Here is a 15478-nt window from a genome sequence, read left to right on the forward strand (position 1 = left end):
GCGGGCACGTGCGGCGCACACCCCGGGCATGCGTACACGTTCCACCCAGGCCCGCTGTTCCCGTGCACCTCGGCGACGAGCACGGGCTCATCCGTGATCCGCTCGCAGCGGACGCACATACGGAGGGGCAGCGGCCGCCCCGCGGCCCCGGTGGCCCCTCCGGTCCCCTCCCCGCTCATCGGGCGACCTCCACACCGTGGATCCAGTAGGGGCCGGGGGCATCGACCCCGAACGTCGCCAGCAGCAGCGCCTGCCGCCGCTCGCGCTGCTCGTGCGCGACGAGGTAGGGGCGGACGAGGGGGGTGGCGTCGCCGTCCAGGGGTGGTTCGGCCATCGGTCGGCGCGGCCTGCGGGGCATCGGCACACGGACCTCGGGGGCCGCCCGGTGATGCCCGCATTCGGCGCGATGTCGCCCTTGCGGCCGGGGAGTTGGGAGAAGTCCCATCCATGCGAGGCAGCGGGCAATACGCTGAAACATGTCGACGTTGTTCTCTCTCGCTTGTGCGCGTTGACCATGCCCCCGGACCGGTTGCGTCGGTCGCGGGGGTCCGTCCTTGCGGATCACTACGTTCCGTGTCCACATCGTTGCCGTGCGACATAGGCTGCGGAAGGTGGTAGCTCCTTACTTCTCAAGCCGTAAGGACGGAAGTGACCCTTTGGCCAACGAAGTTGACCCCTCGTCATCCATGGCGGCGCTCTTCGGACTACGGGTCCGCAGACTCCGCGAAGCGGCCGGCCTGACCCAGTCCGAGCTGGGAAAACGCGCGCATACGCACAGCACGCGGATCAATCAGATCGAGCGCACGACGGGCTCGAAGCCGACCCTGAAGCTGGCCCAGGCCCTGGACGGCGCCCTCGCCGCCGATGGCTTGCTCGCCGACCTGTGGCCGTACGTCTACCGGGAGGCGTTTCCGGACTGGTCGAGGAAGTTCATGGCGCTTTCGGAGCGTGCGGTGGGGATACGGCAGTACATGGCGGCCGTGGTGCCCGGTCTTCTCCAGACCGAGGACTATGCCCGCGCCCTCCTGAGCGTTGGCCTGACGCTGAAAAGCCCCGAGCAGTTGGAAGAACGGCTGGCCGCCCGACTCGGGCGCCAAGCTCGACTCACCGAGCCCGACGGGCCCGAACTCTGGATCGTCCTCGACGAGGCAATCCTCTACCGGTCCGTCGGCGGTCCGGCCGTGATGCGGGCCCAGCTCGGCCGACTGCTGGAAGCAGCCATGCACCCACGCATCACGTTGCAGGTGCTGCCCTTGAGCAGCGGTGAGCACTACCCCATGGGCGGGTCGCTCGAAATCCTGACGCTGCCGGATGGCTTCGAAGCGGCCTACGTCGAAGGCGCAGGCTACGGCCAACTCATCGAGGAACCAGAGGAGGTGAAGGATTTCGCGGTGGCTTACGATCGGCTGCGGGCTTTGGCCCTGCCGCCGAACATGTCGCTCGACATGATCCGATCCGCGATGGAGGGGACCTACCTTGCTGAGCGCATCCCGTCCCGATCTGAGCACCGCAGTCTGGCGCAAGTCCAGCTACAGCAACGAGGAGGGTGGCAGCTGCGTCGAGGTCGCCGACACCCTCCCAGGCATCGTCCCCGTCCGTGACTCCAAGGACCCCCACGGCCCCGCTCTCATCTTCGCCGCCCGCTCCTGGGCCGCGTTCGTCGGGGCCGTCAGAGCGGGCGAGTTCGCGGGCTAGCCGGCGGGAAGACCGTGTGGACGGCCTTCCGCCAGTGCGCGGCGGGCAGGTCCGGGCGGAGGGCCGACAGCCCGCCGCAGTACTTGGTGAAGTCGGCCGCCCGGACGCCGTGGCCGTACAACAGCCGATCGGCGTCGGTCGGCCGGCCGGTGGTCCTGGTCTCGACGAGGACCAGCCCGCCGTCGGCCCGTACCGTGCGGCCGGTCGTCAGGTCGCGGCAGAGCAACGCCGCGTCGCACGTAATCCGCTGGCCGTTCGCGACGAACGTGGTGCGGGTGTACTCCGTTTCCAGGGCCAGGCCCAGGTCGGTGGGGGCCGCGATGCCGTACGAGCGGTCCAGTACGGAGGCCAGGAAACCGCGGGCCGCCGGGCCGAGGGCCGGGGCACCGGGCAGCAGCGGCTGCCGGTGCTTGACCGTTTCGCCGCGCCGCCCCCTGAGCTTGATCTCGAACTGCCGCTGCCCGGTGTCCTCGTAGCGCCGTTCGCGGATCAGGTAGCCGGGCCGGTCACCCTCCCTGTGGTCGTGGAAGAAGCGCAGGTCAGGTGTGTCGTAGTGGACGGAGCGGTAGCGGAACCAGCGCCGCCCGTTGATGCACAGCACGGCGAACGGGCCACCGGGCCGGCGCCGGTCGGTCAGTTCGGCGGCGAAGGCGGTGAAGACCTCGAACGGGACAAGATAGCTGTGGCCGAAGCGGGTGCGGAGTTCGGCCCGCGCCTGGACGTCGGCGAGCGGTACCGGGCGGCCGGCCATGGCGGCGCGGGCGAGGGCTCGTACGGCGGGAATCACACGGTCTCCTTCGCGGGCGAACGGACTGTGCTCGTGTTCGTTCTACGTTCCACACCTGTGGAAGGTTCCGCCACACGGAATTCGACATCCGTCAGCGCCGGAGAGGGCCGACCCCCATCCCCGTGCCGTCAGCGGACGTAGTTCTTCAGGGCCTCGGTGTCGAGGGTGATGCCGACCGGGTCGGGGAGGGTGACCTGCGCACCGAAGGGGATCTGGTGGACTTCGAGGTAACGGCCCTGCTCCGGCGCGGGGTTGGTGTGGACGACCAACTCACAGTGGTCACGGTCCACAAGGAGGTGGACGGGAATGCCCGCGGCAGCGTAGGCGGCCGGCTTCTCGCGCCGGTCGCGGCGCTCGGTGTCGCCGTCGTGCGAGGTGACCTCAACGGTCATCAAGACACCGTCGGGGTCCGACCACTCACCGTGCCCGAGGAAGTGTTCGTCCGGCGCCAGGACGCCATCCGGCCGGGCCCGACCTTGGCGGTATGCCTCGACCTTCACGCCGCGGCCGGTCGCATGCAGCCAGAGATCTGGGCGGTGCTGCATACAACGCTTCTGCAGCCACATGATGATGGTGTCGTGATCCCCGTCCGGCACGCACTTCTCCTGGATCCGTCCGTCGATGAACTCCAACGTGACGGTCTCGGGCGCGGTGGAGGCGATCTGCTCGAAGTCCTCCACCGTCATGCGAGACGTGCGCTCGGCCATAACCGTCATGCTGCACTCCTTTCGAGATGAAAGCCAGTGTGGCCGGGCATGGAGGTGCCATAGGCATATTCCTCCGCAGATCACTCGTTCGAGCACAGCGGGCGCACACGCCAAGGGCCCGCGCCCCGTCCTCTGCGGACGGTGCGCGGGCCCTGGTGTTCAGCCGGTCCCTACGACAGGAACGAGTTGATCTCGATCGTTTCGTCGCGGCCGGGGCCGACGCCGATGGCGGAGATCGGGGCGCCGGACATTTCCTCCAGTGCCTTGACGTAGGCGCGGGCGTTCTTCGGGAGGTCGGAGAACGTCTTGGCCTTGGAGATGTCCTCGGTCCAGCCGGGGAGCATCTCGTAGACCGGCTTCGCGTGGTGGAAGTCGGTCTGGGAGTACGGGAGTTCCTCGACGCGCTTGCCGTCGATCTCGTACGCCACGCAGACCGGGATCTGCTCCCAGCCGGTGAGCACGTCGAGCTTGGTGAGGAAGAAGTCGGTCAGGCCGTTCACGCGGGTCGCGTAGCGGGCGATGACCGCGTCGAACCAGCCGCAGCGGCGGTCGCGGCCGGTGGTGACGCCGCGCTCGCCGCCGATCCGGCGCAGCGCCTCGCCGTCCTCGTCGAAGAGCTCGGTCGGGAACGGGCCGGCGCCGACGCGGGTGGTGTACGCCTTGAGGATGCCGATGACCCGGCTGATCTTCGTCGGGCCGACGCCGGTGCCGGTGCAGGCGCCGCCGGCGGTCGGGTTCGAGGAGGTGACGAAGGGGTACGTGCCGTGATCGATGTCCAGCAGCGTGCCCTGGCCGCCTTCGAAGAGGACGACCTTGTCGTCGTCGAGGGCCTTGTTGAGGATCAGGGTGGTGTCGGCGACGTAGCCCTTGATCTGGTCGGCGTAGCCCAGCAGCTCCTCGACGACCTGGCCGGCCTCGATGGCGCGGCGGTTGTAGAGCTTGGTCAGCAGCTGGTTCTTGACGTCGAGCGCCGCCTCGACCTTCTGCGTGAGGATCGACTCGTCGTAGAGGTCCTGGACGCGGATGCCGACGCGGTTGATCTTGTCGGCGTAGGTCGGGCCGATGCCGCGGCCGGTGGTGCCGATCTTCCGCTTGCCGAGGAACCGTTCCGTCACCTTGTCGACGGTGATGTTGTACGGCGTGATCAGATGCGCGTTACCGCTGAGCAGCAGCTTGGACGTGTCGACGCCGCGCTCGTTGAGTCCGCTCAGCTCGGAGAGCAGGACCGCCGGGTCGACGACTACACCGTTGCCGATGACCGGGGTACACCCCGGCGAGAGGATTCCGGAGGGGAGGAGATGCAGCGCGTACTTCTGGTCGCCCACGACGACCGTGTGGCCGGCGTTGTTGCCGCCCTGGTAGCGCACCACGTAATCGACGGATCCACCGAGCAGGTCGGTGGCCTTCCCCTTGCCCTCATCACCCCACTGAGCACCGAGCAGCACAAGTGCGGGCACAGGCGTACACCCCTTCCGGGCGGGGCATGTCCAACGTGCGTGGATGGCGCGACGCCCGCGTGTTCACGCGTCCGTCATCGCTCAAGCCGTCGAACCGGTGCCCCGGAATAGACGAAGCCCCTGGCGCAATAGCGCAAGGGGCTCTTGCACCGAGATGCTACCTGAGGAAGGACCGAGGTGTCGGCGCAGCCTTCTGGGCACTCTCCCGTGGACTCCGTTCGGGGGTACCCCCTGCTCGTGGTCATCGATCCGGTCGCGCGCAGTACGGACGGCGAATCCGTGCGGATTGCGCGGGATGTGCTCTGTGCCGGGGCGGGGGGTTCCGGGGCGAAGATCTGTCTGCCGGAGGGACCGGAGGAGTTCGCGCGGGCGCTGGCCCGGCGGGGGCAGCGGCGGCCGGTGGTGATCGGCGACGACCGGGCGCTGCTGCGGGTCGTGGGGCTGCTGCACAAGGAGCGGGAGCTGGCCGGGGTGCCGGTGTCGATGGTCCCGGTGGGGGCGCCGGCCGCGGTGGCGCTGAGCCGCTCGCTGGGCGTCCCGCAGGACACCGTCGCCGCGGCGCGGACGGTGCTGGACGGCGCGGAGCGGGCGATGGACCTGCTGGCGGACGACAGCGGCGGGATCGTGCTGGGCGGGCTGCGGATCCCGTGCGGGCAGGACGGCGGGCGGAACGGCGGGCGGCGGGCACAGACCGGGGCGAGGCGGGTGTTCGTGCCGGGGGCGGCCGGGCCGGTGGACGCCGGGGAGCGGGCGGCGGGCGCGGGGCCCTCGGACGCGTCCCGCGTGGAGGCCGGGGCGCCGGGCGACGACGGGCACCGGCCGTGGTGGGGGCCGGCCGCCCGGACCGCGCGGACGGCGCTGGCGCTGCTGGCACCGGCGGCCGGGCGCTGGGGATCGTCCCGTACGGAAGCCGGGACGGCGGGCGGCAGCCGGCGCGCGCGGGTGCCGGGGCAGCGGCTGCGGATCGAGGCGGACGGGGTGCTGCTGGCGGATCTGGACCGGCCGGTGCGCGGGGTCTCGGTGGTGCCGGGCGGGCAGGCCGGGGAGGTCTGGCCGGGGGCCGGGACCGGCTACCTCGCGAGCGACGGGGACGGCCGGGGCGACGGCGGGGAGCTGGCCGAGGTCGTGGTGCACTGGCCGGGCGGCGGGCATCCGGTACGGGCCCGGGCGCGGGCGGTGACGGTGTCCGGCGCGGACTTCCACTACCGGGCGGACGCGGTGGTCGGCGGGCCGGTGCGGACCCGTACGTGGACGGTGCAGCCGGGGGCCTGGCGGTTGCAGCTGCCGCGGCGGGGGTGAGCCGGTGGCCGCGCTGCCGGGCGGCGGCACTGACGTTCCGGGCGGCGGGCTGCCGGGCACTGGGCGGCGGGTGTGAGGCGCGGGCGGGCAGGCCGGGCGGCGGGTGTGAGGCGCTGGCGGCGGGCGGGCTGGGGCGCGCGGGCGGCGGGCGGGCCGAGGGGGCGGCCGTCAGTCGTCCGGGCCGTCCTCCGCGGCGTCGTAGCCCGCGCGCAGTTGGTCGCGGTGGTCGCGCCAGCGGTCCAGGAGGGCGGGCAGTTCCTTCTGCAGGAACTCGAAGAAGACCAGGGTCTCGTTGAGCCGGCGGCCGGCCGGGGAGTCCGGGCCGAGGCTGTCGACGCCCTCGCGCAGGGTGCCCTCCCAGCGGGCGAGGACGTTCTCCCGGCGGGTCAGCGCCTCGTACCACTGATCGCTGTGCACGCGGTAGCGGTCGCGGCGGGAGCCCGGCTCGCGCTCGCGGCTGATCATGTCGACCTGGGAGAGGTAGCGCACCGCGCCGGACACCGCGGCGGGGCTGATCTGGAGCCGTTCGCCCAGCTCGGCGGAGGTCAGCACGCCGGAGTCGGAGGCGAGCAGGCAGGCGAAGACGCGGGCCGGCATGCGGGTCATCCCGGCGTCCACCAGCTGGGCCGCGAACCGTTCGACGAACTGGGAGATCGCTTCCTGGGCGCGCGGGTCGGCCTCCCGCCGCCCGTCGCCGCCGGCCGTACCGGCCGTGCGTTCCGCATTGCTCATGTCCGCATCCTCTCCCCTGATCAGCACCACCCCGCTCAACTTTATATGGTTTCTTAACTTCACAAATTTGTGAAACTAGCGTAGCTTCCGAAGCATGACCAAGCCAATCGCTCCCGCTCCCGCGATCCGGGTGGAAGGCCTCCACAAGTCCTTCGGGCGGACCCATGCGCTGGACGGCCTCGACCTCACCGTCGAGGCCGGCGAGGTACACGGCTTCCTCGGGCCCAACGGCGCCGGGAAGTCCACCACCATCCGCGTCCTGCTCGGCCTGCTGCGCGCCGACCGCGGAACCGCCCGGCTCCTGGACCGCGACCCCTGGCACGACGCCGTCGCCCTGCACCGCCGCATCGCCTACGTCCCCGGCGATGTCACCCTGTGGCGCAACCTCTCCGGCGGCGAGGTCATCGATCTCTACGGGCGGCTGCGCGGAGGACTCGATCTTGCGCGCCGTGCCGAGCTCATCGAGCGCTTCGAGCTCGACCCGACCAAGAAGGGCCGCACGTACTCCAAGGGCAACCGGCAGAAGGTCGCCCTGGTCGCCGCCTTCGCCTCCGACGTCGATCTGCTGATCCTCGACGAGCCGACCTCCGGGCTCGACCCGCTGATGGAGGAGGTCTTCCAGACCTGCGTCGCCGAGGAGCGCGACCGCGGCCGTACGGTGCTGCTCTCCAGCCATGTGCTGTCCGAGGTCGAGGCGCTCTGCGACCGGGTCAGCATCATCCGCAAGGGACGGACCGTCGAGTCCGGTTCGCTCGGCGAGCTGCGGCACCTGACCCGTACGTCGATCGTGGCCGAACTGACCGGCCTCCCCAATGGATTGGCCACGCTGCCCGGTGTCCACGACCTCGACGTCCAGGGGCACCGGGTCAGGCTCCAGGTAGAGACCGACAAGCTCGACGCCGTGCTGCGCGCGCTGGGCACCTCCGGGGTGCGCAGCCTGACCAGCACGCCGCCGACCCTGGAGGAGCTGTTCCTGCGGCACTACCAGGACGACGTACGGGGCGGGGCCGACCGCGACGAGACGGCGGTCGCCCGATGACCGCCGTGGCCGCCGCGGTGCCCACCGGCACCGCCCGCTCCCGCCAACTGGTCGGTACCGGCGTCCTGTTGCGGCTGGCCCTGCGCCGCGACCGGGCGATGATCCCGGCCTGGGTGCTCTGCCTCGGCCTGGTCGTGGCGAGCCTGGGCTCGTCCTTCGAGGCGCTCTACGACACCGCCGCCGAACGCGCCGAACTGGCCGGCTCGATGACCGCCAACGGCTCGATGCGCGCGCTGTACGGCCCCGTCTTCAACGACTCCCTCGGGGGCCTGATCGCCTGGCGGATGGCCGGGTTCGGGGCGGTGCTGGCCGCGGTGATGAGCCTGCTGATCGTCGTCCGGCACACCCGCGACGAGGAGGAGACCGGCCGTCAGGAGCTGCTGTCCGCCGCGATGGTGGGCCGCCGGGCGCCGCTGACCGCGGCCCTGCTGGCGGCGCTGCTCGCCAACACCGCGCTCGTCGTGCTGATCACGGCGGGGCTGGCCCGGTCCGGCCGGCCGGCCGCCGGTTCGCTGGCCCTCGGGCTCGCCATCGGCGGCACCGGCATGCTCTTCGCCGGTCTGGCCGCCATCGCCGCCCAGCTGACCGAGAGCGCCCGGATGGCGAAGGGGCTGACCGGCGCGGTGCTCGGCCTCGCCTTCGCGCTGCGCGGCGCGGGCGATGCCGCCGACGCCACCGCCGGCTCCCCGCTCACCTGGGTCTCGCCGCTCGGCTGGGCGGAGAACCTGCGGGCGTACGCCGACGAACGCTGGTGGGTGGGGCTGCTCTTCCTGGCGGGCAGCGCGCTCGCCGTGGCCACCGCCTACGCGCTGACCGCCCGCCGCGACCTCGGCATGAGCTTCCTGTCCGCGCGGCCCGGTCCGGCGGTCGCCCCGCGCTCCCTGGCCGGCCCGTTCGGCCTGGCCTGGCGGCTGCAGCGGACGACCCTCGGCGGCTGGACGCTCGGGTACGTGTGCGCCGGGGTGGTCTTCGGCGGGATCGCCGAGGGCGCGTCCGACATGGTCGGCGGCAATCAGCAGACCCGCGAGATCTTCGAGCGGATGGGCGGGCAGGCCGGGCTGACCGACGCCTTCCTCGCCACGATGGTCGGCATGCTCGGCATGGTCGCCGCGATCTACGCGGCCGGCGCGGTGCTCCGGCTGCGCGGCGAGGAGACCGCCGGCCGGGCCGAACCGGTGCTGGCCGGCGCGGTGGGCCGGCTCCGCTGGGCCGCCGGCCACCTGGTCGTCGCCTACGCCGGCACGGTCGTCGTCCTCGGCTTCGGCGGGCTGGCGCTCGGCGTCTCGTACGGCATCTCGGTCGGCGATCTCGGCGGGCGGGTGGGGCCGGTGCTGGCCGCCGCGCTCGCCCAGGTCCCGGCGGTCTGGACGCTCACCGGTCTGGCGGTGCTGGCCTTCGGTCTGCTGCCCCGGGCCAGCACGGCCGTGTGGGCGGTGGTCGGCGGCTGCCTGGCGCTCGGCTGGATCGGGCCGTCGCTGAAGTTCCCCCAGTGGGCCATGGACCTCTCGCCCTACGGCCATCTGCCCAAGCTCCCGGGCACGGAGGCCACCGCGGCCCCGTTCGTCTGGCTGCTGGCACTCTCCGCGGTGTTCCTCGTCGCCGGCCTGACCGGCTTCCGCCGTCGCGACCTCGACTGAGGCGACCTCGGCTGATCCGCCCGACGGTTTCACGTGAAACCGACACGCCTCTCGTACGCCGCCGTTTCACGTGAAACCACAACTCGCCGACGTACGCCGCCGTTTCACGTGAAACCGCCCCCACAGACGTGCGCCGCCGGAGCTGTAGCGGACTCCGGCGGCGCACTCGTGTCCACAGGCTGTGGACCGGGATGGGGCTCAGGCGCCGGGCGTCACCAGCCGCACCTCGTACGCGAACACCGCCGCCTGCGTGCGGTCCCGCAGGCCGAGCTTCACCAGGATCCGGCTGACATGCGTCTTCACCGTCGATTCGGCGACGACGAGGTGGGACGCGATCTCCCCGTTCGACAGGCCCTGGGCGACCAGCACCAGCACCTCGGTCTCGCGTTCCGTCAGATCGGCGATGCGCTCCTGGGCGGGGGCGCGGGGCGTCCCCAGCCGGGAGAACTCCGAGATCAGCCGCTTGGTGACGGTCGGGGCCAGCAGGGCCTCGCCGGACGCCACGATCCGCACGCCCTCGGCGAGCTGGCCCGCCGAGGCGTCCTTCAGCAGGAAGCCGCTGGCCCCGGCGCGCAGCGCCTGGTAGACGTACTCGTCCAGATCGAAGGTGGTCAGGACCAGGACCTTGGCGTCCGCGTCGGCGGCGACGATCTCGCGGGTGGCGTCCAGACCGTTCATCTCCGGCATGCGGATGTCCATCAGGACGACGTCGGGCTTGAGCTCCGCGACCTTCCGCACCGCCTGGCGGCCGTCCACGGCCTCCCCGACGACCTCGATGTCCGGCATGGCATTGAGCAGGACGGAGAACCCCTCGCGGACCATCACCTGGTCGTCGACGATCAGCACCCGGATCATGCCGCACCCCCCTTCGCGGTGGTCTCGGACGGGGCGACCGGGATGAACGCCGCGACCTCGAAGCCACCGTCCTCGGTGTGGTCGGCGGTCATCTCGCCGCCCAGCATCTGCACCCGCTCCCGCATGCCCAGCACGCCGTGCCCCGCCCCCGGGGAGGGCTTGGCCAGCCGGCTCGGGACGCCGTTGACGATCCGCAGGCCGAGCCCGCCGAGCACGTACGAGATCTCCACCCGGGCCTCGGCGCCCGGCGCATGGCGCAGCGTGTTGCTCAGCGCCTCCTGCACGATCCGGTACGCGGAGAGCTCCACGCCCTGCGGCAGCGGACGCGGCGCACCGGTGATCACCGCCTCGACGTTCAGCCCGGCGCCACGGACGCTGTCCAGCAGCGCATCGAGGCTGGCCAGCGTCGGCTGCGGGGCCTCCGGGTCGGCCTCCGCGAACGCGTCCGGATCCTCGGAACGGACCACGCCCAGGATGCGGCGCAGTTCGGTCAGCGCGGCGACGGCGTTCTCGCGGATCGTGGCGAAGGACTTGGCGAGCTCGGGCGGGGTGTCCTCGACCCGGTAGGGGGCCGCCTCGGCCTGGATCGCGATCACGGACATGTGGTGGGCCACCACGTCGTGCAGCTCACGGGCGATCAGGGCGCGCTCCTCCAGGAGAGTGCGCCGGGACCGTTCCTCGGCGGTCACGGTCTGCGTCTCGACGACCGTCCGGCGCTCCTCGCGCCAGGCGCGGACCGCGGCGGCGGAGATCAGCACCATGGCACTGAAGGCCATCACCGGCGCCAGATCGCCCGAGCCGTTCCTGGTGACCCCCATCACCACGGCCCCCGCCCCAAGGGTGACCAGCCACATCTCCACCGCCAGCCGGGGCCGGGTGCGCAGCACCACCAGCGTCATCACGGCCAGCAGCGTGGGATAGGCGGTGCCGCTGAAGGCACTGGGGTAGTCGGAGATGATCCCGTCTGCAATGACCGACATCACGAACGTGCCCAGCGACAGCCAGTAGGCGCCCACCGGCCGGAAGAGCGTGAGCGCCGGCGCGGCGGCGACCAGCAGGGAGAAGCCGCCGGCCAGAACGCCGCGCACCGGCCCCATGTCGTAGCCCATGGTGAAGGTCGCCAGGAAGACCAGCGCCGAGAAACCGCCGACGATGAGGTGCGGCAGCCAGCGCGCCCAGTGCCGCAGCCGCTCCGGCAGCCAGGGGACCCACCGGTTCACCTTGGCGTCCTCCAGCGGCGGCATCGGGCGGAAGGCGAAGGCGTCGACGAACAGGTCCTGGCGCAGCCGGTGGAGCGCACCGTGAGCTATCCGGGCCTCTGAGCGCAGGGTGTTCTGCGGCTGGGTCTTCTCATTCACGCAGACAACGGTAAGCAGAGACGGACCGCCGGGCGTCCTCACCAGTGGGGATTTGCCGGGGTCCGTCTCAAGTACTACGAGGTCGGCGCGGTGCCGGGGATCATCCCGGGGCGGGCCCGGGCAGCAGTCCGCACAGCGTGGCGCAGGCCGGTGTGCCCGGCGTCACCGGGGCGTAGTGCCCCACGCCCGGCAGCTCGCGCAGCTCCGTGCCGCCGGGGTGCGCCGCGGCGTACCGGCGGGAGAGTTCCGGTGGGACGTCCGGGTCGTCGGTGCCGTGCAGGAGCATCACCGGGACGCCGGCCGGCGGACGGCGCAGCGGGTCGGCGGCGGCCAGGCGCTCCGCCAGCCCCGGGCCCGGCCCGAGCAGCTCCGCCACCGCCCCGTCGCTGAGGCCCAGCTCATGGGCGCGCGCCAGATCGGCCACCGGCGCCACGGCCAGCACCCGGGCGACCGGGGTGCCGGGCCGGGCCGCGGCGAGCAGCGCGAGGTGCCCGCCCGCCGAGTGCCCGACCAGCACCGGACCGCCGGCGCCGGGAGCCAGCGCCACGACGGCCTCGATACCGGCCGCCACGTCCTCGAAGGTCCCCGGCACGCCGCCGCCCGCCCCGACCCTGCGGTACTCGACGAGTGCGACCGGCCGCCCCTGCCCGGCCAGCGCGGCGGCCAGCGGCGACAGATGACGCCGGTCGTAGGCCGCGCGCCAGAAGCCGCCGTGCAGCAGCACCACCGGCGGCCCGGCGCCGGCGCCCCACGGCCCGTAGAGGTCGATGACCTGGTCCGGGTGCGGCCCGTAGGACAGCGTGCGGTCCGGCGCCACCGGGGCGAGCCCCAGCAGCGCCGACTCCTCGTCCGCCGCGCTCACCCGCCGGCCCCGGGCGCCACCGCGTCCGGCTGCGCGCCCAGCACCTCGCCGAGCACCCGCGCCGCCCGCTCCGCGTCCGCGAAGGAGGTGTAGAGCGGGGTGAAGCCGAAGCGCAGCACGTCCGGGTGGCGGAAGTCGCCCACCACGCCGCGCCGGATCAGCTCGTCCATCACCTCACCGGCGCCCGGACAGGCCAGCGCCACCTGGCTGCCGCGCTGCCGGTGGTCGGCCGGGGTGACCGACCGGACCCGGCCCGGCGGCACATGGGCGTCCACGCACTCCAGGAAGAAGTCGGTCAGCGCCAGGCTCTTGGCCCGCACCTCCTCGATGGACACCCCGTCCCAGGCCTCCAGCGCCGCCTCCAGCGCCAGCAGCGACAGGATGTCGGGGGTGCCGACCCGGCCGCGCAGGATGCCGTCGGCGGGGGCGTAGGCGGGGTCCATCGCGAACGGGTCGGCGTGTGAGTTCCAGCCCGGCAGCGGCGACTCGAACCGCTCCTGGAGCCCCTCGCGGACGTAGAGGTACGCGGGCGAACCCGGGCCGCCGTTGAGGTACTTGTACGTGCAGCCGACCGCGAGGTCCACGCCGTACGCGTCCAGGCCGACCGGCAGCGCGCCCGCGCTGTGGCACAGGTCCCAGATGGCCAGCGCGCCCGCGGAGTGCAGCGCGGTGGTGATGGACGGCAGGTCGTTGAGCCGGCCGGTGCGGTAGTCGACGTGGTTGACCAGCGCGACCGCGGTGCGTTCGGTGACCTCGTCGGCGATCCGGGCCGGCTCCACCGGCCGCACCGCGAGCCCGGTCATCCGGGCCGCCGACCGGGCGATGTAGCCGTCGGTCGGGAAGGTCGTGGCGTCGACGAGGATCTCCGTACAGCCCTTCCCGGCCATCCGGACGCCGCCCACCACGGCCTTGAAGATGTTCACGCTGGTCGAGTCGCCGACCACCACCCGGCCCGGGCCGGCCCCGATCAGCGGCGCGATCTTGTCGCCGATCCGCTCGGGCGCGGTCCACCAGCCGGACTCGGTCCACGAGCGGATGCGCAGCTCGCCCCACTCGCGGGCGACCACGTCGGCGATCCGGCCGGGCACCGCGCGGGGCAGCGCACCGAGGGAATTGCCGTCCAGATAGACGGTGTCGTCGAGCACGAACCGCTCGCGGACCGCAGCCAGCGGATCGGCGGCGTCCAACTCCTGTGCGCGGATGGCCAGTTCGCTCCCGGACGCGGGAGCCGCGGGGGTCTCGGGGGTCTCAGACATGGCTGCGCGCCGTCCACAGCTCGGGGAACACGTTCTTGCGGGCCCGCTTCTCCAGCCAGGCGACGCCCGCGGAACCACCGGTACCCATCTTCGCCCCCATCGCCCGCCGGGTCGCGACCAGATGGTCGTTGCGCCATCGCCAGACCAGCTCGGCGACCTCGGTCAGCGCCTCGCCCAGCCGGACCAGCTCGGAGTCCTGGTCCCCCCCGTAGATCTCCGCCCATACGGCCTCGACCGCCGGGTCCGCCTCGTAGCGCTGCGCCGGATCCCGCTCCAGTACGGCCGCGGGGACCGGGTGGCCGCGGCGGGCCAGCAGCCGCAGCACCTCGTCCCACAGGCTCGGCTCGTGCAGCGCCTTCTCCAGCTCGGCGTGCGCGCGGGGCGCGCCGCGGTGCGGCACCAGCATCGACGCGGACTTCTCACCGAGCAGGAACTCCAGCCGCCGGTACATCGCCGACTGGAACCCGGACCCCTCGCCCAGCGCACTGCGGTAGGCGTTGAACTGGGCCGGGGTCAGCTTGGCCAGCGGCTTCCACGCGGCGTTCAGCGCCTCCAGCTCGTACGCGGAGCGGCGCAGCGCGTCGATGGCCACCGGCAGGTCGTCACGGCGCAACGCCCCGGCCGCGGTCTGCCACTCGTGGACGATGACCGTGAACCACAGCTCCATGACCTGGGTGGTGACCAGGAAGACCATCTCGCCGGGATCGTCGGAGAGCGGCTGCTGGAGGTGGGTGAGGACGTCCGCCTGGACGTAGTCCTCGTACGGGGTGGTACCTGCGAAGTCGAGGTTCGGGGTCTCAGTCTCAGGCTCCTGAGCCCCGCCGGTTACCTCGTGGGACATCGCTGTCTCCTCGAAACGTACTCCGGGTAGCGGTCCGCCCCTGCCGATTCCGGCACGGGGGCCCCGGTCCCCACCGGGCATCTTCCGCAATGGTCCCCGGCAATGGCAAGGCCCGCCTGGTCAGAGGGCCAGGCGGGCCAGGGCGCGCGGTCGCGGGCGCGCGTCGCGGAGCCCGGCGCCGTGCGGCCGGGGCCCCTCCGTCGGGGTCAGCCCAGGATCTGGGCGGCCGTCGGCGAGGAGTCCTTCAGGAACTGCGCGCAGCGCTCGTACTCGTCCTGCTCGCCGATCGCCTCGGCGGCCCGGGCGAGGGCGTGCAGCGCCCGCAGGAAGCCGCGGTTGGGCTCGTGCTCGAACGGCACCGGGCCGTGGCCCTTCCAGCCGGCCCGGCGCAGCGCGTCCAGACCGCGGTGGTAGCCGGTGCGGGCGTACGCGTACGACTCGACGACCCGGCCGCCCTCGAACGCGTCGTCCGCGAGCTGCGCCCAGGCGAGGGAGGACGTCGGGTACTTCGCGGCGACCTCGGCCGGCGCGGTACCGGCCGCGAGCGCCTCACGGGGCCCGGGGTCGTCGGGGAGGTGAGTGGGGGGCGGTCCCCCCAGCAGGTTTTCGTGAATGGGCATAGCCCCAGTCTCTCTCAACCCACGTAGCTGTCTGTCCCGCCGTCGGGGTTGCTCGCCGTTGCGCGCTTTGCGGCGCCCCCGCACGTACCCGTCCGTCCCGCCGCGGGGCGTCTCGCCGTGGCGCTTTGCGGCGCCTCCGCACGTAGCTGTCTGCGGCGCCGCGGGGCGTCTCGCCGTTGCGCGCTTGGCGGCGCCCCCGCACGCACCTGTCTGCGGCGCCGCGGGGCGTCTCGCCGTTGCGCCTGCGGCGGGCTGGGTTGTTGTTGGGTGCGGTGACGGACCTCCGGAGCCTTGTTCGTGGACTGCTTCGCTTTACGTCCACGAACAAGGCCC

15 protein-coding genes and 1 pseudogene are annotated in these 15478 nt (G+C 72.6%); 5 read left to right on the plus strand and 11 right to left on the minus strand.

Annotated features, from left to right (window positions below):
• Nucleotides 1-175: 175 nt before the first annotated feature.
• Nucleotides 176-334, minus strand: a complete 159-nt coding sequence (locus ACFV1J_RS36830; RefSeq protein WP_385865737.1) for a hypothetical protein — start codon at nt 332-334, stop codon at nt 176-178.
• 352 nt (nt 335-686) lie between these two features.
• Between ACFV1J_RS36830 and ACFV1J_RS36835 the strand changes: the two genes are divergently transcribed.
• Both ACFV1J_RS36835 and ACFV1J_RS36840 read left to right on the plus strand, forming a co-directional pair.
• Nucleotides 687-1601, plus strand: coding sequence for a Scr1 family TA system antitoxin-like transcriptional regulator (locus ACFV1J_RS36835; protein ID WP_385865739.1), 915 nt, complete (start codon nt 687-689; stop codon nt 1599-1601).
• A pseudogene (locus ACFV1J_RS36840) lies at nt 1570-1695 on the plus strand (DUF397 domain-containing protein); the annotation flags it as partial. The gene ACFV1J_RS36835 and the pseudogene ACFV1J_RS36840, both read left to right, overlap by 32 nt.
• Here the strand turns inward: ACFV1J_RS36840 and ACFV1J_RS36845 are convergent.
• The 3 genes from ACFV1J_RS36845 to ACFV1J_RS36855 form a co-directional block, all read right to left on the minus strand.
• On the minus strand, nt 1670-2482 hold the full coding sequence (locus ACFV1J_RS36845; protein ID WP_385865741.1) for a VTC domain-containing protein: 813 nt from the start codon (nt 2480-2482) through the stop codon (nt 1670-1672). The pseudogene ACFV1J_RS36840 and the gene ACFV1J_RS36845 overlap by 26 nt on opposite strands.
• Before the next feature lie 128 nt (nt 2483-2610).
• The gene (locus tag ACFV1J_RS36850) at nt 2611-3198 is read right to left on the minus strand and encodes a Uma2 family endonuclease (RefSeq protein ID WP_385865743.1); all 588 of its coding nucleotides are present in this window, start codon (nt 3196-3198) and stop codon (nt 2611-2613) included.
• Between the two features lie 161 nt (nt 3199-3359).
• Nucleotides 3360-4646 (minus strand): adenylosuccinate synthase, encoded by a 1287-nt coding sequence (locus tag ACFV1J_RS36855; RefSeq protein WP_385865745.1) that lies wholly within the window; start codon nt 4644-4646, stop codon nt 3360-3362.
• A 237-nt stretch (nt 4647-4883) separates the two neighbouring features.
• On the opposite strand from ACFV1J_RS36855, the gene ACFV1J_RS36860 reads away from it, so the two are divergent.
• Nucleotides 4884-5945, plus strand: coding sequence for a hypothetical protein (locus ACFV1J_RS36860; RefSeq protein ID WP_385865746.1), 1062 nt, complete (start codon nt 4884-4886; stop codon nt 5943-5945).
• 168 nt (nt 5946-6113) lie between these two features.
• On the opposite strand, the gene ACFV1J_RS36865 is transcribed toward ACFV1J_RS36860, so the two are convergent.
• Nucleotides 6114-6677 carry a GbsR/MarR family transcriptional regulator gene (locus tag ACFV1J_RS36865; protein WP_385865748.1) on the minus strand — a complete coding sequence of 188 codons (564 nt, stop codon included), beginning with the start codon at nt 6675-6677 and terminating at the stop codon, nt 6114-6116.
• A gap of 94 nt (nt 6678-6771) precedes the next feature.
• Here ACFV1J_RS36865 and ACFV1J_RS36870 point away from each other — a divergent pair, with 94 nt between their 5' ends.
• Together ACFV1J_RS36870 and ACFV1J_RS36875 are read left to right on the plus strand one after the other, a co-directional pair.
• Nucleotides 6772-7716 carry an ATP-binding cassette domain-containing protein gene (locus tag ACFV1J_RS36870; RefSeq protein ID WP_385865750.1) on the plus strand — a complete coding sequence of 315 codons (945 nt, stop codon included), beginning with the start codon at nt 6772-6774 and terminating at the stop codon, nt 7714-7716.
• On the plus strand, nt 7713-9353 hold the full coding sequence (locus tag ACFV1J_RS36875) for an ABC transporter permease (protein ID WP_385865752.1): 1641 nt from the start codon (nt 7713-7715) through the stop codon (nt 9351-9353). The genes ACFV1J_RS36870 and ACFV1J_RS36875 overlap by 4 nt, the downstream gene beginning before the upstream one ends.
• 198 nt (nt 9354-9551) lie before the next feature.
• Here the strand turns inward: ACFV1J_RS36875 and ACFV1J_RS36880 are convergent, their stop codons facing one another.
• The 6 genes from ACFV1J_RS36880 to ACFV1J_RS36905 form a co-directional block, all read right to left on the minus strand.
• Nucleotides 9552-10208: a response regulator gene (locus ACFV1J_RS36880; protein WP_385865754.1), complete on the minus strand. Its 657-nt coding sequence runs from the start codon at nt 10206-10208 to the stop codon at nt 9552-9554.
• Complete coding sequence (locus ACFV1J_RS36885) at nt 10205-11518, minus strand: sensor histidine kinase (RefSeq protein WP_385865764.1); 1314 nt, start codon at nt 11516-11518, stop codon at nt 10205-10207. Before ACFV1J_RS36885 ends, ACFV1J_RS36880 begins: the two co-directional genes overlap by 4 nt.
• Nucleotides 11519-11666: 148 nt before the next feature.
• The gene (locus ACFV1J_RS36890) at nt 11667-12428 is read right to left on the minus strand and encodes an alpha/beta hydrolase family protein (protein ID WP_385865756.1); all 762 of its coding nucleotides are present in this window, start codon (nt 12426-12428) and stop codon (nt 11667-11669) included.
• On the minus strand, nt 12425-13684 hold the full coding sequence (kynU, locus tag ACFV1J_RS36895) for a kynureninase (protein ID WP_385865758.1): 1260 nt from the start codon (nt 13682-13684) through the stop codon (nt 12425-12427). The genes ACFV1J_RS36890 and kynU overlap by 4 nt, the downstream gene beginning before the upstream one ends.
• Entirely contained in the window at nt 13677-14525 is an 849-nt protein-coding gene (locus tag ACFV1J_RS36900; RefSeq protein ID WP_385865760.1) for a tryptophan 2,3-dioxygenase family protein, read from the minus strand. The genes kynU and ACFV1J_RS36900 overlap by 8 nt, the downstream gene beginning before the upstream one ends.
• A gap of 206 nt (nt 14526-14731) precedes the next feature.
• On the minus strand, nt 14732-15145 hold the full coding sequence (locus tag ACFV1J_RS36905) for a DUF3151 domain-containing protein (protein ID WP_385865762.1): 414 nt from the start codon (nt 15143-15145) through the stop codon (nt 14732-14734).
• Between the last annotated feature and the right edge of the window lie 333 nt (nt 15146-15478).

The organism is Streptomyces sp. NPDC059649, from assembly GCF_042734445.1.
In the GTDB taxonomy this organism is placed as follows: Bacteria; Actinomycetota; Actinomycetes; order Streptomycetales; family Streptomycetaceae; genus Streptomyces.

Bases quoted from the DNA above. Each gene is read 5' to 3' on its own strand.
- ACFV1J_RS36830 (WP_385865737.1), bottom strand. From the start codon at position 334: ATGGCCGAACCACCCCTGGACGGCGACGCCACCCCCCTCGTCCGCCCC.
- ACFV1J_RS36835 (WP_385865739.1), top strand. From the start codon at position 687: ATGGCGGCGCTCTTCGGACTACGGGTCCGCAGACTCCGCGAAGCGGCC.
- ACFV1J_RS36850 (WP_385865743.1), bottom strand. From the start codon at position 3,198: ATGACGGTTATGGCCGAGCGCACGTCTCGCATGACGGTGGAGGACTTC.
- ACFV1J_RS36865 (WP_385865748.1), bottom strand. From the start codon at position 6,677: ATGAGCAATGCGGAACGCACGGCCGGTACGGCCGGCGGCGACGGGCGG.
- ACFV1J_RS36870 (WP_385865750.1), top strand. From the start codon at position 6,772: ATGACCAAGCCAATCGCTCCCGCTCCCGCGATCCGGGTGGAAGGCCTC.
- ACFV1J_RS36875 (WP_385865752.1), top strand. From the start codon at position 7,713: ATGACCGCCGTGGCCGCCGCGGTGCCCACCGGCACCGCCCGCTCCCGC.
- ACFV1J_RS36880 (WP_385865754.1), bottom strand. From the start codon at position 10,208: ATGATCCGGGTGCTGATCGTCGACGACCAGGTGATGGTCCGCGAGGGG.
- kynU (WP_385865758.1), bottom strand. From the start codon at position 13,684: ATGTCTGAGACCCCCGAGACCCCCGCGGCTCCCGCGTCCGGGAGCGAA.
- ACFV1J_RS36900 (WP_385865760.1), bottom strand. From the start codon at position 14,525: ATGTCCCACGAGGTAACCGGCGGGGCTCAGGAGCCTGAGACTGAGACC.
- ACFV1J_RS36905 (WP_385865762.1), bottom strand. From the start codon at position 15,145: ATGCCCATTCACGAAAACCTGCTGGGGGGACCGCCCCCCACTCACCTC.